This is a genomic window from Ruegeria sp. E5 (assembly GCF_056534105.1).
Genome location: NZ_JBQFPA010000005.1, coordinates 87,567 through 111,278 on the forward strand (window position 1 = coordinate 87,567; position 23,712 = coordinate 111,278).

At 53.1% G+C, this 23,712-nt stretch carries 25 protein-coding genes; 17 read left to right on the plus strand and 8 right to left on the minus strand.

The window, feature by feature from the left end; translation table 11 throughout:
* The first annotated feature begins 168 nt into the window (after positions 1-168).
* Together ACR0BI_RS17640 and ACR0BI_RS17645 are read left to right on the plus strand one after the other, a co-directional pair.
* A complete protein-coding gene (locus tag ACR0BI_RS17640; protein WP_480562644.1) occupies positions 169-1,050 on the plus strand; it encodes an SMODS domain-containing nucleotidyltransferase in 882 nt (293 codons plus the stop codon).
* 28 nt (positions 1,051-1,078) lie between these two features.
* Positions 1,079-1,612 carry an SLATT domain-containing protein gene (locus ACR0BI_RS17645; protein WP_480562643.1) on the plus strand — a complete coding sequence of 178 codons (534 nt, stop codon included), beginning with the start codon at positions 1,079-1,081 and terminating at the stop codon, positions 1,610-1,612.
* 96 nt (positions 1,613-1,708) lie between these two features.
* Here ACR0BI_RS17645 and ACR0BI_RS17650 read toward each other — a convergent pair whose 3' ends face one another.
* The 3 genes from ACR0BI_RS17650 to ACR0BI_RS17660 form a co-directional block, all read right to left on the minus strand.
* Positions 1,709-3,487, minus strand: coding sequence for a hypothetical protein (locus ACR0BI_RS17650; protein WP_480878989.1), 1,779 nt, complete (start codon positions 3,485-3,487; stop codon positions 1,709-1,711).
* 311 nt (positions 3,488-3,798) lie between these two features.
* Positions 3,799-4,503: a hypothetical protein gene (locus tag ACR0BI_RS17655; RefSeq protein WP_480888634.1), complete on the minus strand. Its 705-nt coding sequence runs from the start codon at positions 4,501-4,503 to the stop codon at positions 3,799-3,801.
* Between the two features lie 167 nt (positions 4,504-4,670).
* On the minus strand, positions 4,671-5,417 hold the full coding sequence (locus ACR0BI_RS17660; protein WP_480562640.1) for an IclR family transcriptional regulator: 747 nt from the start codon (positions 5,415-5,417) through the stop codon (positions 4,671-4,673).
* 216 nt (positions 5,418-5,633) lie between these two features.
* Here ACR0BI_RS17660 and ACR0BI_RS17665 point away from each other — a divergent pair, with 216 nt between their 5' ends.
* From ACR0BI_RS17665 to ACR0BI_RS17715, 11 genes are all read left to right on the plus strand, one after another.
* Complete coding sequence (locus tag ACR0BI_RS17665; RefSeq protein WP_480562639.1) at positions 5,634-6,470, plus strand: cyclase family protein; 837 nt, start codon at positions 5,634-5,636, stop codon at positions 6,468-6,470.
* Positions 6,471-6,531: 61 nt separating this feature from the next.
* A complete protein-coding gene (locus tag ACR0BI_RS17670; protein WP_419739867.1) occupies positions 6,532-6,876 on the plus strand; it encodes a cupin domain-containing protein in 345 nt (114 codons plus the stop codon).
* A gap of 11 nt (positions 6,877-6,887) precedes the next feature.
* Complete coding sequence (locus ACR0BI_RS17675; protein ID WP_480562638.1) at positions 6,888-7,673, plus strand: SDR family NAD(P)-dependent oxidoreductase; 786 nt, start codon at positions 6,888-6,890, stop codon at positions 7,671-7,673.
* A gap of 3 nt (positions 7,674-7,676) precedes the next feature.
* Complete coding sequence (locus ACR0BI_RS17680; RefSeq protein WP_480562637.1) at positions 7,677-8,600, plus strand: 3-hydroxyacyl-CoA dehydrogenase family protein; 924 nt, start codon at positions 7,677-7,679, stop codon at positions 8,598-8,600.
* A gap of 43 nt (positions 8,601-8,643) precedes the next feature.
* Entirely contained in the window at positions 8,644-9,924 is a 1,281-nt protein-coding gene (locus ACR0BI_RS17685) for an ABC transporter substrate-binding protein (protein WP_480562636.1), read from the plus strand.
* A gap of 50 nt (positions 9,925-9,974) precedes the next feature.
* The gene (locus ACR0BI_RS17690) at positions 9,975-10,703 is read left to right on the plus strand and encodes an ABC transporter ATP-binding protein (RefSeq protein ID WP_480562635.1); all 729 of its coding nucleotides are present in this window, start codon (positions 9,975-9,977) and stop codon (positions 10,701-10,703) included.
* Positions 10,696-11,403, plus strand: a complete 708-nt coding sequence (locus ACR0BI_RS17695; RefSeq protein WP_480562634.1) for an ABC transporter ATP-binding protein — start codon at positions 10,696-10,698, stop codon at positions 11,401-11,403. Before ACR0BI_RS17690 ends, ACR0BI_RS17695 begins: the two co-directional genes overlap by 8 nt.
* 1 nt (position 11,404) lies before the next feature.
* Positions 11,405-12,268 (plus strand): branched-chain amino acid ABC transporter permease, encoded by an 864-nt coding sequence (locus ACR0BI_RS17700; protein WP_480562633.1) that lies wholly within the window; start codon positions 11,405-11,407, stop codon positions 12,266-12,268.
* The gene (locus ACR0BI_RS17705; protein ID WP_480562632.1) at positions 12,265-13,293 is read left to right on the plus strand and encodes a branched-chain amino acid ABC transporter permease; all 1,029 of its coding nucleotides are present in this window, start codon (positions 12,265-12,267) and stop codon (positions 13,291-13,293) included. Before ACR0BI_RS17700 ends, ACR0BI_RS17705 begins: the two co-directional genes overlap by 4 nt.
* 4 nt (positions 13,294-13,297) lie before the next feature.
* On the plus strand, positions 13,298-14,236 hold the full coding sequence (gene kce, locus ACR0BI_RS17710; protein WP_480562631.1) for a 3,5-dioxohexanoate:acetyl-CoA acetone transferase: 939 nt from the start codon (positions 13,298-13,300) through the stop codon (positions 14,234-14,236).
* A 73-nt stretch (positions 14,237-14,309) separates the two neighbouring features.
* On the plus strand, positions 14,310-15,251 hold the full coding sequence (locus ACR0BI_RS17715) for a YHYH protein (RefSeq protein WP_480562630.1): 942 nt from the start codon (positions 14,310-14,312) through the stop codon (positions 15,249-15,251).
* Between the two features lie 346 nt (positions 15,252-15,597).
* Here ACR0BI_RS17715 and yghX read toward each other — a convergent pair whose 3' ends face one another.
* From yghX to ACR0BI_RS17740, 5 genes are all read right to left on the minus strand, one after another.
* Positions 15,598-16,485: a YghX family hydrolase gene (yghX, locus tag ACR0BI_RS17720; RefSeq protein WP_170755656.1), complete on the minus strand. Its 888-nt coding sequence runs from the start codon at positions 16,483-16,485 to the stop codon at positions 15,598-15,600.
* Positions 16,486-16,574: 89 nt separating this feature from the next.
* Entirely contained in the window at positions 16,575-18,098 is a 1,524-nt protein-coding gene (locus ACR0BI_RS17725; RefSeq protein ID WP_480562629.1) for a malonate--CoA ligase, read from the minus strand.
* Complete coding sequence (locus ACR0BI_RS17730; protein ID WP_480562628.1) at positions 18,095-19,393, minus strand: malonyl-CoA decarboxylase; 1,299 nt, start codon at positions 19,391-19,393, stop codon at positions 18,095-18,097. The genes ACR0BI_RS17725 and ACR0BI_RS17730 overlap by 4 nt, the downstream gene beginning before the upstream one ends.
* A gap of 1 nt (position 19,394) precedes the next feature.
* Positions 19,395-20,051, minus strand: coding sequence for a GntR family transcriptional regulator (locus ACR0BI_RS17735; protein ID WP_480562627.1), 657 nt, complete (start codon positions 20,049-20,051; stop codon positions 19,395-19,397).
* Positions 20,052-20,102: 51 nt separating this feature from the next.
* Positions 20,103-20,489 (minus strand): YciI family protein, encoded by a 387-nt coding sequence (locus ACR0BI_RS17740; RefSeq protein WP_480562626.1) that lies wholly within the window; start codon positions 20,487-20,489, stop codon positions 20,103-20,105.
* A gap of 84 nt (positions 20,490-20,573) precedes the next feature.
* Between ACR0BI_RS17740 and ACR0BI_RS17745 the strand changes: the two genes are divergently transcribed.
* Genes ACR0BI_RS17745 through ACR0BI_RS17760 form a run of 4 tightly spaced genes read left to right on the plus strand, consistent with a single transcriptional unit; the run spans position 20,574 to position 23,701 of the window.
* Positions 20,574-21,458, plus strand: coding sequence for a fumarylacetoacetate hydrolase family protein (locus ACR0BI_RS17745; RefSeq protein WP_480562625.1), 885 nt, complete (start codon positions 20,574-20,576; stop codon positions 21,456-21,458).
* A complete protein-coding gene (locus ACR0BI_RS17750) occupies positions 21,455-22,120 on the plus strand; it encodes a malonic semialdehyde reductase (protein WP_480562624.1) in 666 nt (221 codons plus the stop codon). The genes ACR0BI_RS17745 and ACR0BI_RS17750 overlap by 4 nt, the downstream gene beginning before the upstream one ends.
* 18 nt (positions 22,121-22,138) lie before the next feature.
* On the plus strand, positions 22,139-22,594 hold the full coding sequence (locus tag ACR0BI_RS17755) for an OsmC family protein (RefSeq protein ID WP_480562684.1): 456 nt from the start codon (positions 22,139-22,141) through the stop codon (positions 22,592-22,594).
* A gap of 33 nt (positions 22,595-22,627) precedes the next feature.
* Complete coding sequence (locus tag ACR0BI_RS17760; RefSeq protein WP_480562623.1) at positions 22,628-23,701, plus strand: C4-dicarboxylate TRAP transporter substrate-binding protein; 1,074 nt, start codon at positions 22,628-22,630, stop codon at positions 23,699-23,701.
* Positions 23,702-23,712: the final 11 nt, after the last annotated feature.

A 23,712-nucleotide genomic window follows, 5' to 3' on the forward strand; every position in this document is an offset into this window, starting at 1 on the left:
GCTCTCTGTTGATCCCTAGTAGCTCGGTTGTTGGATCACCGCTGGACTTGTCGCTTTAGCGTTATCTGTAGAGCGAGCGTCTCAATTTGGGATTTCCCGCTTGCAGCCGTTTATCCAAACAATACTGTGCGCCGCAACGAGGATTGAAAAGTAAGAACAGGCCATTGAATGAGCGTAGCAAATTGGTTCAGTGATTTTTGCAGCAACATAACCGTAGATAAGAAGTATGCGATTTCTCAGCGCTATCGGGCGCTTACAAAGCGCCTCAATACAGATTTTTGGAACAACACATCTGAAACCCAAAACAGTTGGTATGTTGGTTCCTATGGCCGAAACACCGCTACAAATCTAATTAGCGACGTGGACTTTCTATTTCGGCTCCCATGGAGCGTCTATAGCAAGTTCAATGCCTACGCTTACAACGGTCAGTCATCGTTGCTTCAAGCAGTAAAAAATTCTGTGGAAAAGACTTACTCCGTTACGCGAATCAAGGCCGACGGTCAGGTGATATCCATACCATTTACTGATGGAATTGAGTTCGAGCTTGTTCCGGCCTTCAAGCATTCCGACGGGCGTTTCACTTTCGCGAACGCTAACAATGGTGGCAGTTGGAAGACGACAAACCCTTTGCCAGAACTGGAAGCGATGCGTAACCGCAATCTGGTGGTCAACAAAAATCTTATACCTCTTTGCCGGATGATGAGGCACTGGAAGGCTGCCCAGAACGTTCCGATTAGCGGGATGTTGATTGACACTTTAGCCTATCAATTCATCGCCTCGTGGGACTACCGGGATAAGTCGTTCTTGTACTATGACTATATGTGTCGAGACTTTTTTGATTATCTTGCCAAGCTAGATACACAAAAAAGCTATTGGCTTGCACCCGGAAGTGGTCAGCGGGTCTACAAGAAAGGTGCGTTTCAATACAGAGCCAAGCAAAGTCACAATCTGACGCTGGCAGCAATAGACTACGAGACACGCAACCCCAAAATGGAATGGTCAGCCAAGCAGAAGTGGAAAGAGATTTTTGGAACCAAATTCCCATCATGAGACCGGATGCATAGCACTTGAAGGGCAATTGAGAGAGAGCTATGGGCGTGTGGCCTATTCTCACAAAATCCACGAGAAGTGTGCCGATATTCTGCAGACGCAGCTAGCTTGGGTTAAGAACTCTCAGATCGTTCTATCTGCCGTCACCACTGGTGGCATCCTGCAAACGCTTCTTGGTGAGAACCAGACTGGCTTGTTGGTTTCGGCGGTTGCGTCAACGTTGCTGCTTATCCTGAACACTTATCTAAAGGATAATGATTGGGGAAAACTGGCACAGACACATCGAGAAGCTGCATCAAAGATTTGGCTGATTAGGGAGCGCTATCTTTCCCTGATTGCAGACCTTGCAACGGGGATGAAAACGCCTGAAGGAGTTATCAACACGAGAGATCAGTTACTTACCGAGCTACAGGCGATCTATGCTAACGCGCCCGGGACTAACAGTAGGGCATACTCTCAGGCGCAAAAGGCGCTAAAGAATAACGAGGAACTTTTCTTTACCGATGATGAATTGGATTTGTTACTGCCGCCTGATCTGAGGCGGAAGAAAAATCAGCAGTAGTCTGCGCTATAGTTCGCGAGAAGTTCAGGCGGCGGCAATGAAAAAGAGAAGACACAGAAAGGGTGAGTTTTGCCGTTGTTGATGTCGATCCAAAAGCTATTCGCGTTCATAATCAAAGATGAAGCTTCGCCCTTTTCTTTTTGGCAATGACCAAATAAATCCTAGTGGTTCACCGTTCTCTAGTCCATTTAGATACTGGTCGTAGGCATGTTGTGCATAGTCAAAACAGGACTCGAATGTATTGTAACCATTTTTGGATGCCGACAGGTCCATGCAAAAAAGCAAACAAATATCGAAAAAGTCATGTGCATTTTCAACGAGGTACCCCGTGAACTCCGGTGATACGCCAGAGTGAATAATTCGATTACGGGAACGATATATTCGATGCAATTGCCAGCGAACAAGATTGTAATGTCGATTCAATCTTTCTTTGGTTTTGTCCGCGCTGCGAAGCATCATTGCGATGTTGTATATCCGGAAGCGCAACAATTCGAAATCCCGACATCTGTTTAACAGGTCTTCTAGGGCCGGTTCGCTATCCAGATTGGTCAGCAAAAAAACGAATTTACTGCGTAAATCAGAAAGATGTGAGGTGTCAGCTTTCGCCAGAGCCGTTGAAAATGATCGTCGGTCCCACCTCAGTATGTCAAAAAGCAAGCTGGTTACCAGCCTATTAGTATACCCTAGCATTAGTGCGGGCATTAGGGCTGTTACCACCGCATCAATATTAGATTGTGCTCCTCTAGACGGAGATATTGTCTCCAAACAAGTCCAAATATTGACCAACTGAATATCGGGACTTTCTGAAGATAGGCTCATGCCATGAATATTAACAACATTTCGGAATTTGTTTTTATCAGGACCAACATCCAGAGTGATTTCGTCGTGGAATTTTCGGAAGTTTCTCGACGCCTCTAAGTGCCTCATGTCGCGAATGTAGTGCATGTGATTAGCTGAAACTTCAACTGTCTTGGAAATGCCCTCACAGCACGCCTGTATTGCAACTGCATTGTCACTTACGAGAAATTCCGATCTATGACTAAAAACTTTGAAGAAGTTTCCGACATCGCCCAAAATAGATTTTGCACGTGAAACTGCTGAGTTGTAGTCGGTTGCGCCTACCTCTACCAGCACCACTTGCTCAGAGTTTAACTCGTCTTGAAGACGGAGACGCGCCTCTTCGTTGATACCGTTATTTTCGGCTCCCTCGTCTAACCGAAGCACTCCCAAAGCGCTGAGGTTCTCGGAAGGAATTTCTCTTATTTCGGCGGATACACCAATAGCAACGCTATAGTCGTGCCTATGCGGATAAACAATTTTGCAAAACTCTTTTAAGCACTGACTGCTGGATATCTCCTCACTTTGATAAAAAAATTCAATCAAACTGGTATTGATATGATCTCGTGATACACCCAGCCCTTGTAGCGTCGCCACAAATTCTTTTGCCAAAATATCAATTTTGGATTTTTGGCTACTATGGACGGACAAAGATATTAATTGGTCGACAACTTCTGATATGTATTGTAACCCATCAAGTTCTGCGCCCACGACCTCCAGATAACGTCTGAATTGATCTATCGTCGACGTCTTAGGGTCGAGTTTCGAAAGCTCATCAAGCGTCACGCTGAGGCATTGCTTGGCGACCCAGTTGCTATTCAGACGAAGCTCAAACTCTTTGAGTATTTGGCCTACAGCCTTTTTAGCTGAAAGCTGTCGTGGTTCCGGCGCATCAGCCGCGTCGCGCAGCAATGAGCTTGCTTCGAATGCTAGCCCTTGCAGTGAAGTGGTCGGAGACTTGTAACTATCTAATGTGTAAGGGAAAGTTAGCTCTTCGCACCGCTGCACAAAGTACAACAGTCCTCGCGTTTCGTCCAAGTTTGTCCAATTTCTCAAATTTCTATATTTCAAAAATTCGTTCCCGTGATCGCAATTCACTGCTCAGTTCTATTACCTTTTTCTGCACTACAGCACGCGTGCGTTCAACCAGAGAAATACAAACAAAATTTTCTTAGACTTTGCCGTTCGCCAGTACATGACAGGGCAGATCGCGGAGGGACTTCTGAGTTTATATTGGTCACGTTTGGCCCGGCGTTTCCTTTCTCACTCACCAAAACTCAACCTCGATCCCTGACAGCCTGACACAGATAAATCCTTCTACTTGTCTAAGAGATTGGGTTGGACCCACTTCAGCATTCGGCTTCAGTTGAGTTTTGTGGGACATATCTTGCATAATCGTAAAAACCACAGGCTTGCAGAAAGCGGTGTTTGTCCGCTTCCGCCGCGAGTGCTGTCTCCATAGCTTTCAGGCGAACTGATGCGTCGATGCTGGTTGCTGCAATCTCCATGCAATCGGTTCTGACCATGTGATAAAAGGCGAGTGCCTCACCTACCAATGTCGCGATGTCTGCGTGCTTTGCTTCGGACGAAAGGCGATCCGTCAGCTTGTCAAAGAGGCGCTGGGCTTGCTTGGCGGATATTCCGAGCAACGCCCCGATCTGCCCAAGAGGTGCGCCCCTCAGCGACAGGCGGTGGACAACAACCAGTCTATACTCATTGATGTAGTCGACGTCGTCAAATTCGACATTTGCAGTTTCGTCCTCGCCAACGGTTTCAATGTCGTTTGCACCCGGGTTCAAAACGGAACGCGAATAACTTATCTCCACTCGTCTGGGATGAGCACCAGCGTGGGGAAACACATGGTTCAAGCGAATTTGGCGATCTTCCCCGATGGCGGCTTCGATTTCTCTGTCTATGCCGTCCAACGCTTCCGGTGGCCGTTCGGGATACTGCCTGACGGAGCATTGTATTTGTTTTCGTATATGCTGCATACGCCGACCCTCAGTGAAACCGCTACTGCGACGTTCGCGGTTCGTTACGCTGTCGACAAACATCCAATGATTGCAAAACTTGCGATTCAACACGAATGTCAACTTTCGCGACCACGCGGAACTAGCCGCAATCCGTTGGGTGCAATGTATGGATTTTTTCCGTTGGAAGCGCGGGCTGCCAGACAAGGTCGGTCGTGAGACCCAATCTGCCTCAAGTCAGCTTCAAAAGCTTATTGGAAGGTTTGATGTATATTCGTGGACGTCTCAATTAGCGCTTGTTCGATGGTTGCTCTTTGCCGTGCAAATCGCGTCGTTGGCACTGGAATTGAGATCGCGTGCAGGTCTCCGACCCAGTCGATGAAAGAAAATCCGATAGCTGATACACCGGCAGAATGCTCGTCCAAATCATAGGCAAGACCCCGATCGCGGACCGTATTCAGTTCGGAAAGAAACTCATCCAAATTCCTTTGGATACCATTCCGTTCCCATTCGTTCTTAATGAGTTTTGTTGCATCTCCTTCATCGAGCTGAGCGAGACAAGCTTTCCCGTTTGCAGTGGTGGTCAGTGGAAAAACCTCGCCTACTTGCGAGACCGTAGTCAAACGGTAAACGCCCGGAACTTGATCCAGAAAAACCATACCAATCCCACGCATCACAGCGAGGTCTGTGGTTTCCCCGGTTTTTTGGGTTAATTCCGTCAAAAGCAGTCGGCAGTGTTCGACGATGCTGTACTGCGCGGCGCCTGCAAGAGCGCTCAGTTCGGGTCCGAGCCTCAAACCACCCCCATTTGCGTCGGTTATGACAAGTTTCTCTTCGGCAAGAGCGCTTGTGATTCTCTGTACCGTAGAGCGGGGCAGATCAACGCGCTCGGCGATTTTCCCCAAGCTCATTCCGGATTGGTTTTCTTTTAGAACACGCAAAATCGAGGCCGCTCTGGAAATGACCTGAATGCCACCTTTATCCGCTTTTTCAGACATTTAACCTACCCCATTCTGTCTTGGCATCGTAGCTCGGGATGCCTGGCGATTTTTTAGTGTTGTATCACAATGCGGTGCAAGTCAACCGTATAGTGAGTTTTTAGTTGACCATAATGCGGTGCGTATGCATCATCATACGGGACAGGTGGGGAGGCCACCCAGACAATTGAGAAGCGAACACCGCCGCGTCGCCGGCGTACAGAGGAGATATGCCCAATGGTTGAAATCCGTGGCATTGAGTTTCAGGCAAACACCGACAACGAGATGGGGCTTGAGTTCTACAACCTGAGCCACAGATACGGGTTTCAGTGCCCTAACTGGCCCTATTTCAAGGACGTCCAGATCGACCGAAAGCACTATATGGCCAAGTCCGGCGTGTTGTCTCAGACGATTACCACGACGATGCACGTGACCACGCATATTGATGCGCCAGCGCATGTTGTTCAGGGAACGCCGTTCATTGACGAGGTACCGCTCCCCCATTTCTTTGGCTCGGGTTTGGTGGTTTCCGTACCCAAGAAAAAATGGGAGCAAATCACCGGAGATGATCTGGAAAAGGCCTGTGGTCATGCAATCCGCAAAGGCGATGTGCTGATCATCAACACCGGCTGGCACAAGCAGTATGAAGATGGCGACTACTTTGCTTATTGTCCGGGTCTCGTTCCTTCCGCTGCTGAGTGGATGATCGAGAAAGGTGTGAAAGTCGTCGGCCACGATACCCAGGCGAACGATCACCCGCTGGCAACTGCCATTGGTCCGCAGCGTAACGGTCCGATCATGCCGCATCTTGAGAAAGAGTATCTTGAGTGGTCAGGGGGTACGCCGTGGGAAGTTGATTTCCCCGAGTGGGAGCCAGTGCACAACATGCTTTTCTCCAAGGGTATTCTCGGTATCGAAAATGTCGGTGGCGATCTGGATGCAGTGACCGGCAAGCGGTGCACCTTCGCGTTCTTCCCCTGGAATTGGGACCGTGGCGACGGTTGCATCATCCGCTTGGTTGCGATGATCGACAAGAACCAGTCCTACCGCATCGAAGCTGGCGAAAATTTCTGAACACTCACGGACCGGTCGCCGGTTCGCCGGTGGCCGCCAACAACCTTGAGCGGAGACGGACATGCATCTGAAGCGCTTTCAAGACGCCCAACCCTACGAAGCACCGAACCATTTTGGGTGTCATGGGCTTCGTCTGCAGGGGTTTGAGAAAGGCGGGCCGGCAAATCAGTGGATCGGCTTCAGCCAGTTCCTACCAGGCGGTGGCGCAGGGCCGGACTCTACGCCTTTTGAGAAAGTCTACGTCGTTCTGGAAGGCGAAATGACCGTCATCGTTGATGGTACCGAATCCACTCTTGGACCCATGGACAGCTGCACGATCGCAGCGGACGAAGTGCGCAAAATTGAGAACCGCGCCAACCACATCTGCAAAATGCTGGTGGTCATTCCGTATCCACCAGAAAACTAAGGACAAAAAGAATGTCTGATCCACTCAAGATGTTTGACGTAAAAGACAACGTCACACTGATCACCGGAGCATCCGGCGCGTTTGGCATGGTTGCTGCGCGCGTTCTTGCTGGTGCCGGGTGCAATCTGGTTTTGGCTGCGGGCAATCAAGAAGCGCTCGACGAGATTGCTAAAGAGTGCGAGGCGCTTGGTGCGACCGTAGTTGCAATAAATATGCGCCCGACTGATGAAGCGTCCTGTGGCGCATTGGTCGACGAAGCCGTTAACAACTTTGGTAAGCTTGACATTCTTGTTGTCGCGTCCGGCATGAACAAAGTTGCACCGATCAACGACATGGCGCCGGAAACCTTTGACGCAGTGATGGACGCCAATGTGAACCAGAGTTGGCTTTTGGCGCGCGCGGCGGCGGCACACATGAAGCAAAGCGAATATGGCAAGATCATTTTCGTCAGTTCTGCGCGCAGCATCCTTGGACACCCTGCTGGCTACACGGCGTATTGCGCGTCAAAGGCTGCCGTGAACGGGATAACCAAAGCCTTGGGATGTGAGCTGGGTCCAACAGGGATTACCGTCAACGCGATCGCGCCGACGGTATTCCGTTCACCTTTGACGGCTTGGATGTTCGAAGAAACCGACGATGCGAAGGCAGTGCGCGATGGCTTCCTAACCCGTGTTCCCAAAGGACGACTGGGTGAGCCTGAAGACCTTGCCGGTCCGCTCCTGTTTCTCGCCTCACGCGCCTCTGATTTTTACACCGGGCATATCCTTCATGCCGACGGCGGATATACGGCGGGATAAAGAATGGTGCGCAAGAAGCAGCAAATAGCGGTAATTGGTGCAGGCCTGATGGGGCATGGTATTGCCCTGACTTTGGCGAAAGCAGGCCAGTATGTGGCTATCACAGATCCCTTTGAGGAGGCACGAGCCAGCGTGTCTGACCGCATCCGCGCCAGCATGGCCGCGATGGGGGACGACGAGGTTACAATCACAAAGACTCTCAAGATGATTGAGATCTTCGCGACGACTGAAGGTGCGGTTCAAAATGCCGATGCTGTATTCGAAGCCGCGCCCGAAAAACTGGAACTTAAGCAAACGATTTTTGCTGAGATTGAAGCGCACGCACCAGAGACCTGCATTCTCGCATCAAATACATCGGTCATGCCGATCACTCAGATCATGTCTGGGCTGCGGCTGAAAAACCGGGCCCTCGGAACACATTGGTGGAACCCCCCGCACATGATCCCGTTGGTCGAAGTCATCAAGACGGAATGGACAGACCCTGAGATTGCACAGACGATGTTCGATCTGTCGAAGGATGCTGGAAAAACTCCGGTGATGGTCGAGAAGGACGTGCCCGGCTTTATTGGCAATCGTCTTCAACATGCGTTGTGGCGCGAAGCGGTCAGTCTGGTGGAAAACGGTATTTGCGACGCGGAAGCTGTTGATACTGTGATCAAGTCCAGCTTTGGGCGGCGATTGGCGGTTCTCGGTCCATTGGAAAACGCGGATTTGGTGGGTACCGACCTGACCCTCGATATCCACGAAAACGTGCTGCACGATCTTGAGGCGCAAAAGGGTCCTTCATCCTACCTGAAGTCGCTTGTCGAAGCGGGCAAGCTGGGCATGAAATCCGGTGAAGGGTTCAGGAAATGGGCTGAGGGCGAGGCAGACCAAGTTCGCCTGCGTGTCGCGACACATCTGAAAAATCTCGAGAAGACTTTGTAAGATCAATCAAACACTGGCGGGAGGCCGGTGAAGGGAGGACGCAATGACAAGGACTTTTAAAACGGCCACAAGGCGCAGTTTCCTGGCCGGAGCCACGGCAGCAATCGCAGCTCCGGCTATCCTCCGGGCAACCCGCGCCTATGCCGCAAATCCGACACTGCGGATTGGCAACGTCAGCCCGCGCACCGGACCGCTGGCGGGTTTCGCCGAGGCTGATGAATATGTGCTTCAAGCCATACAGCAAGCCTTTTCGGCCGGGTTGGACAACAATGGAAAGACCTGGAATGTCGAAATTATCTCAAAAGACAGCCAATCCAACCCCAATCGCGCAGCCGAAGTCGCCGCTGACCTGATCTTGGGCGATGAGGTCGATATCATCGTTGCGGCTTCAACACCGGACACGGTAAACCCTGTCGCTGATCAGGCAGAGATCAACGAAGTTCCCTGCATCACGACCGACTGTCCTTGGCAGCCTTATTTCTTTGGCCGTAATGGTGTTCCGGGTGAGGGTTTTGAAACGACCTATCACTTCTTCTGGGGGTTGGAGGATGTGATCGCAGCATTCCTCGATATGTGGGATAAAACGGGTGTCACAAAAACCGTCGGCGGTCTTTTCCCCAACGACGCTGACGGCAATGCTTGGGGCGATGCGGAACTTGGTCTACCAAAACCGCTAGCCGCCGCTGGATATACGCTGACAGATCCCGGTCGCTATCAGCCACTATCCGACGATTTCTCAAATCAAATCGCAGCGTTCAAGGCTGCCGGTTGCGAAATCGTAACAGGCAATATGATCCCACCGGACTTTGCGACATTCTGGAGCCAGGCCGCCCAACAAGGGTTCAACCCGAAGGTTGTGACAATCGGCAAGGCACTGCTGTTCCCGTCCGTCATTGAATCGCTGGGCGACCGAGGTGATGGGTTGTCCACCGAGGTCTGGTGGTCCCCGCATCATCCTTTCTCGTCCTCACTCACCGGCATTTCTTCGAAAGACCTTGCCGAAGGTTATACAGCAGAGTCGGGTCGACCCTGGACGCAACCGCTCGGCTTTAAGCACGCGCTGTTCGAGGTCGTTGCGGATGTCATCAAACGGGCGGATGATTTGGAAGACCCGTCTTCGATCATTTCGGCAATCACGTCCACCAACCTGAACACAATTGTCGGGCCGGTGAACTGGGGTGATGGACCGATGAACAACGTCACCAAAACTCCGCTGGTCGGTGGCCAGTGGCAAAAGTCGGGCGACACATACGAGCTGCAGATCGTTGCAAACAGCACCGCGCCCGAAGTTCCGGTGACGGCAGATATGAAACTGCTGGGCTGACTAGACGTTCGGCGCTGATCATGGCGCCGAACCCTCTATCCGAGAGACACATGACAACGATCCTGAAACTCCAAGACCTGAGCAAGGCATTTGGCGCGGTCACTGTCGCCGATGCACTGAGCTATGAGGTCCAGCAAGGCGAGGCACTCGGGGTAATAGGCCCCAACGGCGCTGGCAAAACCTCGATGTTCAACCTGATCACTGGGACGCTCAAATCCAATTCCGGGGTGATAGAATTCAGTGGGCAGAACGTCACCAAATGGAGCGCTGCAAAGCGCAGCCATGCAGGCATCGCGCGTTCTTTTCAGGTCCCACAGCCGTTTTCGGGCATGACTGTTTTCGAAAACGCGATGATCGCCGCCACGCAATCAGCTGGCATGCACGGACATCAGGCCGAGCGCTTTTGTCTGGAGGTCTTGGACCAAACAGAACTGCTGCTCAAGGCAAACGTTCTTGCCGGTAGCCTGACTTTGCTGGAGCGCAAACGCCTGGAACTAACACGTGCGCTTTGCGCCAAGCCCAAACTGCTGTTGCTGGATGAGATTGCCGGTGGTTTGACCGAAGCCGAGTGCAAGTCACTGGTCCAAACCATCAAGGACATCCACGCGTCTGGAGTCACCATCATCTGGATCGAGCATGTTGTTCACGCGCTGCTGGCCGTTGTTGACCGCCTGATCGTTATCGACTTCGGAAAGAAGATCGCCGAGGGCGAGCCGCAGGCAATCATGGAAAGCGCTGAAGTCAAACAAATCTATCTGGGGATCGAAGCCGATGCCTGACTCAATTCTTCAGACACGCGGTTTGAACTCTTACTACGGCGATTTCCAAGCGCTCTATGATGTCGAATTGGACGTCGGCGAGGGAGAAGTTCTCGCAATCATTGGTGCAAACGGCGCAGGCAAGACGACCCTGATGCGGTCAATCACCGGGTTGCTGACGAACGGAGTGGATCAGATTCACTACCGAGGTCAGGATATCAGCCGGCTTCGCGCAGACGAGGTTGCAGAACTTGGCCTCGCCATGGTTCCAGAAGGTCGCCAGTTATTCCCATCGTTGTCAGTCAAAGAAAACCTGATGATCGGGGCTCAAGTTGGTCGCTCAGGCCGTTGGGATCTGAAAGCTGTCTATGATCTGTTTCCGATCCTTGAGGAGCGAAAAGATCAGGCCTCTACATCGCTGTCGGGCGGTCAACAGCAGATGGTCGCCATAGGGCGTGCCCTGATGTCCAATCCAGACCTCATCCTTTTCGATGAAATCAGCCTCGGGCTGGCACCGATCATCATCAAAGACATCTACGAGGCGCTGCCCGGCATCATCGGTGAAGGCATGAGCGCGATCATCGTCGAGCAGGACATCACCAAGGCACTGTCGGTCTCAAGCCGGGTCTACTGCCTGCAGGAGGGGCGCGTTTCGCTGGAAAGTGCGTCTGACACCGTTTCGCGCGAAGACATTTCGCGCGCGTATTTCGGGATCGAATAATATGGAATGGCTGAACGCTATCGTGCAGGGAACTCTGCTGGGCGGGCTATACGCGCTGTTTGCCGCAGGTCTTTCGTTGATCTTTGGGGTCATGCGGCTCGTCAATATTGCCCATGGTGATCTCATCGTGCTGGCGGCATATCTCGGGCTGACCGTGACGACCGCGACCGGGATGCATCCGATGGCCGCCTTGGTGATCGTTGTGCCCGTCATGGCGTTGATCGGGTATGCCCTTCAACGCGGCCTGCTTAACCAAACTCTGGGCGATGATATTCTTCCACCGCTGCTTGTGACCTTCGGGCTGAGTGTAATTATCCAGAACGGATTGCTGGAGGTCTACACGGCCGACCCGCAAACACTGAATGCCGGTGCGCTGGAAACAGCCAGCGTTGCAGTAGGCGGTGTGACCCTTGGGATCTTACCGCTGCTGACCTTCGGGATCGCCATCGCTGTGATCTGGGGGCTGCAATGGACCTTTTATCACACCGCACTTGGTCGAGCATTTCGGGCTGTTTCCGACAATCAAGACATCGCCCAGCTTATGGGCCTCAATCGCCGGCACATCTTCGGGCTGGCCATGGCGCTGGCTCTCGGAGTGACAGCTGTCGCTGGTATCCTGCTTGGCATTCGGACAAGCTTTGACCCTTCCATCGGTGGAGGTCGCCTGATCTTTGGCTTTGAGGCCGTTATCATCGGTGGGCTTGGCAACCTTTGGGGTACATTAATTGGCGGCGTTATTCTTGGCGTCGCGCAAACCATCGGAGCCAAGATTGATCCGGGCTGGCAAGTGCTTGCCGGACATATCGCTTTCCTTGTCATTCTTGCCGTTCGTCCGAACGGCCTCTTCCCGAGGGTTTCCGGATGAACCTGCAGGACTACTCTGTTTCTCGATCGTCTAAAGCAGCACGAGTTGCCGCGATCCTTGCCGCAATCGGTTTGCTTGTTCTGATTGCAGCGCCCTGGTGGGCAGGCCGCGCCGACATGCGCCTGATGGGAGAGCTGTTTCTTTACCTGTCCTTGGCCACTCTCTGGAACCTCATGGCGGGTTATGCTGGTCTCGTCTCTGTTGGTCAGCAAGCCTATGTGGGCTTTGGCGGCTATATGCTCTTTGCACTGACGATGCTGGGTGGGCTGAACCCATTGGTTGCTATTGCGGCCGCAGGCGTGATGGGGGCTTTGATCTCGATCCCGGTGGCTGTTCTGATCTTCAGGCTTCGAGGCGCTTATTTTGCCATAGGTACCTGGGTCATCGCTGAAGTCTTTCGGCTGAGCTTCGCGCAAATCTCAGCGCTTGGTGGGGGATCAGGGTCTTCGCTGCCCGTTGCCATCGTCAAATCTCTGGCGTCCGGGCGCGCGATGCGAGAGGCGCTTAGTTATTGGCTGGCGCTCGGAGCTGCCGTGCTGGTGGTGACTGCCGTGTATCTCTTCTTGCGGTCTCGCCAAGGTTTGGCGTTGACGGCAATTCGCGACAACGAGTTGGCAGCCGGTAGCCTCGGCATCGATATCTGGCGCACGAAGTTCATCGTGTACGTTGTCACGTCGGCGTTTACGGCAATGATCGGCGCTCTGATCTTTTTGCAAAAGCTACGCATATCGCCGGATGCTGCGTTCAGCGTCAATGACTGGACCGCCTTCGTCATCTTCATCGTCGTAATCGGCGGTATCGGCACCATCGAAGGGCCAATCATCGGCACACTCGTCTTCTTTGCGCTGCGCGAAACGCTGGCCGACCTCGGAACAACTTACCTTATTGTTCTCGGCGTCGTTGCGATTGTCGTCATGCTCAGAGCGCCAAAAGGCATCTGGGGAGTGATCCGAAGCCGTTTTGATCTGCAACTTTTCCCGTTGGGCTATCGCGTAAAGCACATCGGACAATCCAAGGAAAACTGAACCTATGGCCCGTCAGAAAAAAACGATCATCACATGTGCCGTAACCGGTGCAATACATACGCCCACCATGTCGGATGCGCTGCCGTACAGCTATGATGATATCGCGCGGCAGGCGATCGAAGCTGCCGAGGCTGGTGCGTCGATCCTGCACCTGCATGCCCGCAACCCTGACAACGGATCGCCATCCGTTGATCCGAATGACTTTGCGCCTTTCCTGCCCCGCATAAAACAGGCGACAGACGCCGTAGTGAACCTGTCCACCGGAGGATCGCTGACTTTGTCGATTCAGGAGCGGATCAATCCGGCCAAGACTTTCAGCCCCGAAATGTGCTCAATGAATATGGGATCGATGAACTTTTCGTTTCACCCGCTGGCCAACCGGTATGGCGATGACGATTGGAAATTTGATTGGGAGAAGGACTATGTCGCGAACTCCGATCAGAACATTTTTCGCAATACGTTCCGGGACATTCGCGAGGCGGCTGAAACACTCGCGCCACATGACATCAAATTCGAACATGAATGCTATGACGTCGGTCACTTGTACAACTTGAAATTCTGCATGGACATTGGGCTGTTCAAGGCGCCCATTTTCATTCAGTTCATCTTTGGCATCCTCGGCGGCATCGGGTCCGAAGTCGACAACCTGATCTTCATGAAACGGACGGCCGACAGGCTGTTTGGTGACGATTACCGGTGGTCGGTTCTGGGAGCAGGTGGAGCACAGATGTCGCTGGCTACGACGGCCAGTCAGATGGGCGGCAACGTTCGCGTTGGATTGGAGGACAGTTTGTTCATCTCTCGCGGAAAATTGGCCGAAAGCAATGCTCAGCAAGTCGCTAAGATTCGACGTATTGTAGAAGATCTGGGCAGTGAGGTCGCGACCCCTGATGAAGCAAGGGAAATCCTAGACTTAAAGGGAGGAGACCGCGTCGCCTTCTGAAGGTAGGATGACCAAAATCAACTCTAGTCGATTTACATTTTTGGAATTTCCGAAAGCCCAAGGAGATTGAGCCATGCGATTGAAAGTTCTGATATTCAGTGCGCTTCTGACAGGAATTGCGACCGTGCAGGCTCATGCGCAAAACGCGCCACAAGAAATCACCAATCTATTGTTCAGCAACCGGTCCGGAGACTGTGCGGATTATGCGGGGGTGTATACCGCTTCTGTGGAGGACGTAACGCGCCAAAAACAGTTTATCTCTGAAATCGAAATATCGGCAAATAGCCGGCACTGCACCCTCAAGACCAACGGTATCCCCAATCATGATTTCAACGGGCCTACAGCCAACTTCGCTAACAATGTACGCGAATTGCCTGGCACTTTTCGGATTCCCAGAAATCCGGAAAAGGCCCGGAACCAAACCGCGCTGTCGCAACGGAGTTACGACGCCATTTTGTTGAATGGCGTGCCGGTCGATTTGCTTTCGGCTGGGTGTTATCGCCCGAGCGGCCCGCGAGCAGATAAGAACGGCAATGTGTTGGCAGGGTGTCGAGACACTGATCCTTGGCTGCTCGATCCGCCGTCCTACGATCAGTATTTTGGCGTAGATCTTCACAATGCTCACGCCCAGCCCGATGGGAGATATCACTACCATTCCAATCCAAATGCTCTGTTTTTGGATCACGACCTTGATAAACCGTCACCTGTTATTGGCTTCGCAGCTGACGGCTTTCCGATCTACGGGACGATTTTCAAAGACAGCGACGGCAAAATTAGACCTGCGATCTCTGGCTATGAACTCAAAACTACACCACGACCTGCTCCACCTACAGGGCCGGGTGGTACGCCGGACGGGACATATATCGACGACTACGAGTTCACAGAGGCTGGCGATCTAGATAAGTGCAATGGCATGACTGTGGATGGCCAATACGGATACTATGTCACGACAAGCTACCCGTGGGTGCTCAACTGCTTGGTCGGAGCACCTGACAGGTCATTCGACAAAAGGTGATCTCTAGCCCCGATTTCGGAGATGCAGTTTTGACCTATCCTGGATTGACCCAGACACTTTGCGTTTTCTCCGCGATGCTAACGGAATTGCAAAATCGCTCGCAATTCTAATCTGATTTGGATTGCCATCTGTTTAAAGCGGTCAAAGTGGTTCATTGAATTTGAGACTGCTGCCTTGGGGCTCAGATCAAATGTTCTTTGCACCCAAGCCTTTTAGCCAAGCGTTCCTGTCGATCTATCGGATCATGAGAAATAGAATACCGGGGCTTCAAATGGCTTGGCCCCGGTGAACTGTGAGTTGCGACGAAGCGACGAAAACACAATGCTCGCTTCGCCGTACACTGTAGTTACTTTAGGTAGGTGTTGAACCAATCAATAGTGCGGTCCCAGGCTAGGTTTGCCATTTCCTCGTCATAACGAGGCGTACTGTCGTTATGGAAACCGTGGTTGGCATTTTCGTAGATGTAGGCTTCGTATACCTTTCCGTTGGATTGCAGAGCGGCTTCAAAATCCGGCCAACCTGCGTTGATGCGCTCATCAAGCTCTCCCATCTGAATCAGCAACGGTGCCTGAATTTTGGCTACATCCTCAACTGCTGGCTGGCGACCATAGAATGGCACGCCCGCGGCCAATTCGGGGTAGGCCACGGCAATTGCGCTGACCACACCGCCGCCGTAGCAGAAACCCACAGCACCGACCTTTCCAGTACAATCATCTCGGTTCAATAGGTATTCAAATCCATTGAAGAAATCGTTCATCAATTCGACCCGGTCCACTGTCTTTTGCAGCTCGCGCCCATCCGCGTCGTTGCCTGGGTATCCTCCCACTGACGTCAGACCGTCGGGGGCCAGTGCCATAAACCCGGCTTTTGCCAACCTGCGCGCCACATCCTCGATGTAAGGATTCAGGCCGCGGTTTTCGTGGATCACCAGCACCCCGGGCAGGGGCTCTTCAACGCCGGCAGGTCGGACAAGGTATCCGCGAACATCACCGGTTCCATTCGGTGAAGGATAGGTGATGTAGTCCGCGTGGATATCGGGATCGTTGAACGACACTTGCTGAGCCATCGCGTAGTTCGGGCTGAGCATGTTCAGCAGCGCGACCGCTGTCACGCCGCCGACCGCGAACTTGCCTGCGCGGTCCAGGAATTGGCGCTTGGTGATCTTGCCGTGCGCGTAAAAGTCATACAGGTCCAGAAGTTCCTGGTCGAAGTCTTTTGCCGTCATGCGAGTCATTGTGGATCTCCTGATGAGTTTGGCAGTCTGAAGGGTGGGTAGTATCCGATCTGAAGGTCTTGATTTGATTGAGCGTCTGGCTGGGCTTCCTAAGATAACGCCGGTGACCGTTCCTTGTTCGCGTACAGTTCGCGCAGCGCGTTCTTTTGAACTTTTCCCATAGTGTTTCGCGGCAACTCCTGGACGAGTTCGTAGCGGCGAGGATGTTTGAATCGCGACAGCTTGTTTCTGATGATTGCCTCGATCTGTTCCACCTGAAGCTGTGCTCCAGGCTCGGCAACCAGAGCGGCAATGATTGCTTCACCGAAGTCTTTGTCGGGGACGCCGAAAACCGCCGATTCCTGAACGCCATCGACATCGTTCAAAACGTCTTCAATTTCTTTAGGGTAGACGTTGTAACCACCAGCGATGATCAGGTCTTTTGACCGACCTACAATCGACAGGTAGCCATCCTCGCTGTATTGGCCCAGATCTCCGGTGATGAAAAATCCATTTTCTCGAAGCTCTTCAGCCGTTTTTTCGGGCATTTGCCAATAGCCCTGAAAAACATTGGGGCCACGTACTTCGATCATTCCGATCTCGCCCTGGGGCAGCGGTTCTCCAGTTTCAGGGTTGGTTACGATCACCTCAGTGCCGGGTATGGCCATACCAACAGTTCCCGCGCGACGCTCACCGCCATAAGGGTTAGAGGTGTTCATGTTCGTTTCGGTCATACCGTAGCGCTCAAGGATACGGTGGCCCGTGCGCGTTTCGAACGCCACATGGGTCTCTGCCAGCAACGGGGCTGAGCCGGAAACAAACAGACGCATGTTCTCTGTGATCTCATCGGTGAAACCTTCATCGGCCAGCAATCGGGTATAAAAAGTGGGGACTCCCATTAGAAGGGTCGAGTGGGGCAATTCCTCCAAGATCACACCAGTGTCGAATTTTTTCATCAGCCGCACTTTGGAACCGGCGAGTAGTGATGTGTTCATCGCCACGAAAAGCCCGTGCGTGTGAAAGATGGGCAACGCATGAATCAAGCGATCAGCGTCGGTGATACCCCACAAATCCACAAGGGCTTGGGCATTGGACAGCAGGTTTCGGTGGCTGAGCATCGCGCCCTTGGACCGGCCCGTGGTACCTGATGTGTAAAGAAGCGCCGCGAGGTCGTCCGGCGCGCGATCCACAGTTTCGAATACACAAGGCTGTGCGTCCGCTTCGCGGCTCAAGCTTGGATTTTCGCCGCCCAAGGTCAGCAGCTTTGCACCAGACCGGGTCGCCAATTGTTCGAATTCAACTTTGTCGTGGCTGTCGCAAACGATTAACGCAGGTTGCGCATCAGAGATGAAATAGTCCAACTCCGCCATGGTATAGGCAGTGTTTAGGGGCAGGTAGACAGCACCTGCCTGAACCGAAGCGGCATAGAGCGCAATCGTGTCGGCCTGCTTGGGCGCTTGCACAACGATACGACTGCCAGGGGAAACTCCGCTGTTCTGCAAGACATGCGCGATTTGCGCGGTGCGCTGCAGAAACTCATCATAAGTGACCACCTGGCCATTATCGAGTTGCAGGAATGGAGCCGTGTTGCCCTCGTGGCGGGCAAACAAACTGTCGTAAAGTGTATTAGTCACGCTGTATTTTCCCTTGGCTTTACCGCAAGCGTCGCAGTTGAAGCCGCGCGAATTGAACGCGAGGCTTGGATCGTGGCACGTGTCGCGAATTCTTCGTGGTAACGTTCTGTTTTGTTCAAATCGTAAAGGTAATTGACCATCGCACCTCCGGACTGGGCGCGTCCGTTTGGCGACTGATCTGCCTGGGCATGCAGGTCATGAAGCTCGGCACCATTTCCCAAGTGAAAGCGCGCCACAGGGTCAAGCGGCATGCCATCTTCGCGCTTGGCGAACATCAAGTACCGGGCGGCCATCGCGCGCACGTCCTGCGGTGTTGCTGTTTCTGCAAGCACGGCCTCGGCGGCATGCCCGTGTTCCGGGTTGTCTGTTTCACCAGCCAGCCACCGATTTAGCCCCGGTATCGGCGACAATGTCACAAAGGTATCAAGCCCGCGAAGCTCCCGCGAAAGCTCGGTCACAACCTGCTTTATCAATAGATTCCCAAAGCTGACGCCCGCCAAACCCTTTTGGCAGTTTGAAATGGAATAGAACGCCGCGACCTTTGCCTGCTCGGCTTCGATCGGTTCTGGTGCCTCGGATAGAAGCGTATCTATTGCATCCGGGATTTCGGCGGTCAGAGCGACCTCAACAAAAATCAGTGGCTCATCTGGCATCGAAGGATGGAAGAACGCAAAACAACGACGGTCTGGCGGGTAGAGCCTTCGCCGCAAATCGTCAAGATCGTTGATTTGGTGCACCGCTTCATAGGCGACGATCTTATCCAGAACGCGGGCAGGGGTGTCCCAGCTGATTTGCTTGAGGACAAGAAAGCCCCGGTTGAACCAGCTGCGCAATAAATGGACGAAATCGATATCTGTTCGCTTGAGTTCCGGTTTGGATTTGAGAAAGCGCAGCAGATCAACGCGCATGGCTACAAGTTCCTGCGTCGCACCAGACGGCTGGTTCAGCCGTCGCAATAACTCTTGCCGCCGTGGCTCTGAAACTTGGCTAAGTCTTTCATAAAGGTTGACACTTTGGTCACTGGCGTAGAGGCGGGCTGCTTCAGAAAGCTGATTTGCGTCCAACTCAAGCTTGTCATTCAAAAAGACAAAAAAGTCTAGTTTCTCCGCATCATTCAGGGTGTGGTAGCGCTCAAGGATCGTAGACGCGAGAGTGAATCCTGAAACTTCACCTTCCGCGGACAAAAGCGCCTCACATAGTTCGGCAATGGACCGTTTGTCATCCTTGCCACGCCTTTTGTCGGGACGGTCCAGCAATTGGTTTAGTAGATCACCCAGAAACCAATTCCGCTGCATTTCAGGGCTCCATCTGGCTGCTAAGGTACTCACCTGTTCGGCGGTAGTGATCGATTAGGTGCCGAGTTGCACTATCTGCGTCGTGACTTAATGCGGCGTCCAGGATTTGCTGATGTTCGGCGGCGATGTCTCGCTTTTTGTAGCTCGACCCGCCAGCCGCCAGATAGCGGTAGCGAATGTTCAGGTCATACAGCTGCGAGCAATACCGCAGCAGCAACGGCAATTTCGAATTGTCCAACAAGGCCATATGAAACGCCTTGTGAGCGTCCTCAAAGTCCCGCGCCCCGTTCTGGCTGGCCTTTTTCATATGATGGTGACGTAACACAAGCCGATCTTCCCAGGGCGCATCCGCATTGGTGATGGAAGCGCGCAACGCGGTTTCCTCAAGGTTGCAGCGCAACAGAAGTATTTCCTCAAAATTACACTTGCTGACTGGCGCTGCCCGAAATCCGCGCTGATCAATCCGCTCGACCAACATGTCCGAAGTCAAAAGGCTAAGCGCTTCACGAACCGGACTGGCGCCAGTGTCCAAAAGTCCGCGAAGCTGTTCGATCTTGAGTTTTTGACCCGGAGGTAATTCTCCTGTCAGGATCATTTCGCGCAGCCTTCGATACGCTCCGTGAGTGGCTGATGTCTCTTTGCCCTCAGTGTCAAGCATGGCGTCCATATCCGACTGTTCCTATTTCGCGGCTAATACTCTTGAGTGCACTTAACTGAAGGCACTCGTTCCAGTCGATAGACCAACTGAAAGGTTCAGCGAGCCTTCGTTGATCAACCAGCGTCGAAGTACAAAGCTACGTGCCCCGCTTTTGTGCATAGGATCGTCTTCGGCCAGCTTCCGGGCGGATCCAAGATTGTCGGCGCGATAGATGATCAGGCCCATTCCTTGCATATGCTCGCCGGTTTCATCCGACATGGGGCCTGCAAAAGCCAGCTGCCCCGAACGTTCCAACTGCGCCTGATACGCCAAGTGATCTGGCAGTGACGCCTTTACATCTTCGGGCGCTTTGGCTGGCGTGCTCAGCGCGACGTAAAGCTCCAAAGCAAGCGCACCGCGGCTTTTTGCTTCTGATTTGTAGTCTGCCCAAGCAACCATTTGCCGCCTCCAAAAATATCGATATTATTTGACATATGGCAAAATAGTCGTCAAAAATCAAGCGAACTGACATGGATGGTGAAAATGAAATACCTGGTGGGAGAGACTTCGGAAGGCACAGCGGTTTTTGCTGTAGACGGTGAAAACGCAGTGAATCTAACGGCTTTGGACCCTGCTGTCGGTTCGGATTTGATGGGTTTGATAGCCAAGCCTGAACTGGCCGACTCACTTGCCAGCAAAATTGACGCGGCAGACAGTGTGCCCGTGTCTTCCATCACTCCGGCATTGCCCGTTACCGCTCCAGGAACGATCATTTGCATGGGGTTGAATTACACGGACCACATCAAGGAAGGCGGGTATGATATTCCGGAGTATCCGACGCTGTTCATGCGCGGGAAGAACTCGATCATGGCGGCGGGGCAACCCATGGTGCGGCCTGCCTGTTCCGAGAAGCTCGACTACGAAGCCGAACTTATGCTGATCGTTGGAAAGCGCGGACGCCATATCTCGGAGCAGGACGCACTGGATTATGTCTTTGGCTACACTGTATTTAACGATGGTTCGCTGCGGGACTATCAGCGCAAAACCGTTCAGTGGACGCCCGGCAAAAACTTTGATGACACGGGCGCGGTCGGCCCTCTCACCGTGACTCCGGATGAGTTGCCCGAAGGGGCATCAGGTCTGAAGATCGAAAGCCGTGTGGGTGATGAAATCCTTCAAAGCTCGAATACCGCCAACATGATTTGGGGGGTTCGTCAGGTCATCGCGACGATTTCGGAATATACTACTCTGGAGCCGGGGGATTTGATTGCGCTGGGTACGCCGCCCGGTGTCGGACACGCCAAAAAGCCCAATCCCCGTTGGCTGAAGCCCGGCGAAACCGTTGAGGTCGAGATTGAAGGCATCGGAATCTGCGCCAGCCCAATCATTGACGAAAAGGACGCCAAATCCAAGGTGGCTGCAGCATGAGCGCACCAACCGGGGCAGAGCTGGAGGCACTTCGCGCCAAGGCGCAGCAAGATCACCGCGATCTGCGCGAGCGCATTCCACGCTTGTCGGATGACGCGATCGCCTTGATCTTGCGCGAATCCAGATCGCACTACGCGTGGACCAACAAGCCTGTTTCTGACGACATACTTGAAGAGATCTACGACATCACGATCAACGGCGCGACCAGCATGAATACTTTGCCCGCGCGTTTCGTTTTCGTGAAAAGTCCCGAAGGGAAAGAGCGGCTTGCAAAGTCTTTAAAGCCGAAGAATGTGCCAAAGATGATGGATGCTCCGGTCACGGCGATCATTGCCTATGACATGGACTTCTGGAAGGAACTGCCCTTTCTTTTCCCGCACGAAGACCGTCGGCCATTGTTCGAAAACAAGCCCGACTACGTGGCAGACACGGCCTTTCGAAATGGCACGCTTCAGGGCGCTTACTTCATGATTGCGGCCCGGGCGGTCGGGTTGGACGTCGGCGCCATGTCAGGTTTTTCGAACAAAATCGTCGATGAGGAGTTCTTCGCGGGCACGACGCTCAAGTCCAATTTTCTTTGCAATCTGGGCTACGCGGACGAGACCGGATTGTTCCAGAAGCTTCCACGTTTTCCATTCGAAAAAGTTTGCTCTTATGCATGAGGAGGTGACGCTGTGGCTATGAAAGTGAAACCCGTCGTGACTTACCGCACGACAGCTCAGTGCCCGACTCATGCGCGGACTGAAATACCAATTCGCGATCTAGATGTTGTTGTAGATGAACCCGTCGAACGCGGCGGGACAAATCTTGGTCCGTCTCCGACAGAAACCGCAATGGCAGCCCTGATCGCCTGTACGAATGTCATCGGGCACAAGAACGCACATCGGTTGGGAGTTGACCTCGGCACTGTGACAATCGACGCGAAATGCAGGTTGGACCGGCGTGGTGTGCTGATGGAGGAGGAGATCGATGTTCCGTTTCCGGAAATTGAACTCACCGTGAATTGTGAGACGCCCGCCAGTCAGGAGGAACTGACGCGCGTGGGCGAGGAGACAGCCAAGTATTGCGCCATTGCAAAACTGTTCGAAGCGGCAGGCACTGACCTGACCGTCAACTGGGTCAAAACAAGCAAATAAAGACAAAAGACCCAACTTTCTGGGAGGAGAGAAATGAAAAACTGGACCAAACGCAGCCTAGTGGGCGCTGCTCTGGCGGGCGCCATGGCGATGCCCGTCGCGGCAGAAGAGACCATCTCTGCCGTCGTGATTGATGGCTATCCCGACCGCGCGTTGTGGGTGAAAGAATTCACCAACTTCTTCATTCCAGAAGTGGACAAGCGGCTGGCAAAGTCTGGCGACTACAAGATGAGCTGGCAAGAGAACTATGGAGGTTCGATCGTCAAACCCAAGGGCGTCCTGGAAGGTATTCAGTTGGGCTTAGGGGACATTGGCATCGTTACCACCATCTTCCATTCTTCGAAGCTTCCCAGCCAAGGGATATCGGGCTCGACACCTTTCGTGGCATCGGATTCCCGCGCCGTGGCCAAGGCTGTTGACGAAATCGCTCGTGAATACCCGGCGATGCAAAACGAGTTTGCCGCACAGAACCAAGTTTATCTCGCTACAGGCGTTGTGCTCGACACCTATCAGATTTTCTGCACGGAACCTGTTTCATCGGTTGCTGATCTTGAGGGCCGAAAAATCGCCGGTGCAGGTTTGAACCTGCGCTATCTCGAAGGGATCAAGGATGCCGCCGGTGTACGCGGGGGACTAACCGATTTCTACAACATGCTTCAAACCGGACTTGTCGATTGCGGCATGCTTTGGCCCGAAGCCGCAAAGACGTTTAAGATCGCGGAAGTAGCACCTTACATGCTCAAGGCTGATCTGGGAGCAGTGAATTCGAAGACCATCACCGTCAATGCCGACTACTGGGCTAGCCTCCCGGACGAAGTTAAAGACGTGTTGAAGGCTGTCGCCATCGACTACCGTGACCATGTCGCTGGCATCGCGATGGACCGCGCAGCTGCTTCGCGGGACGCGTATGTTGAAGCGGGTGGAACAATCGTTGAGGTTTCGGACGAAGACCGTGCCGCTTGGGCAAACGCCATGCCGAATGTCGCGCAGGAATGGGCCGCGACGCTGAACGATAACGGCGAGCAGGGCACAGAGATGCTGGCCGCCTATCTTGGAAAGCTGCAGGACGCCGGTTTCACCGGAGTACGTGACTGGACGGCCGAATAACTGGCTGGCGA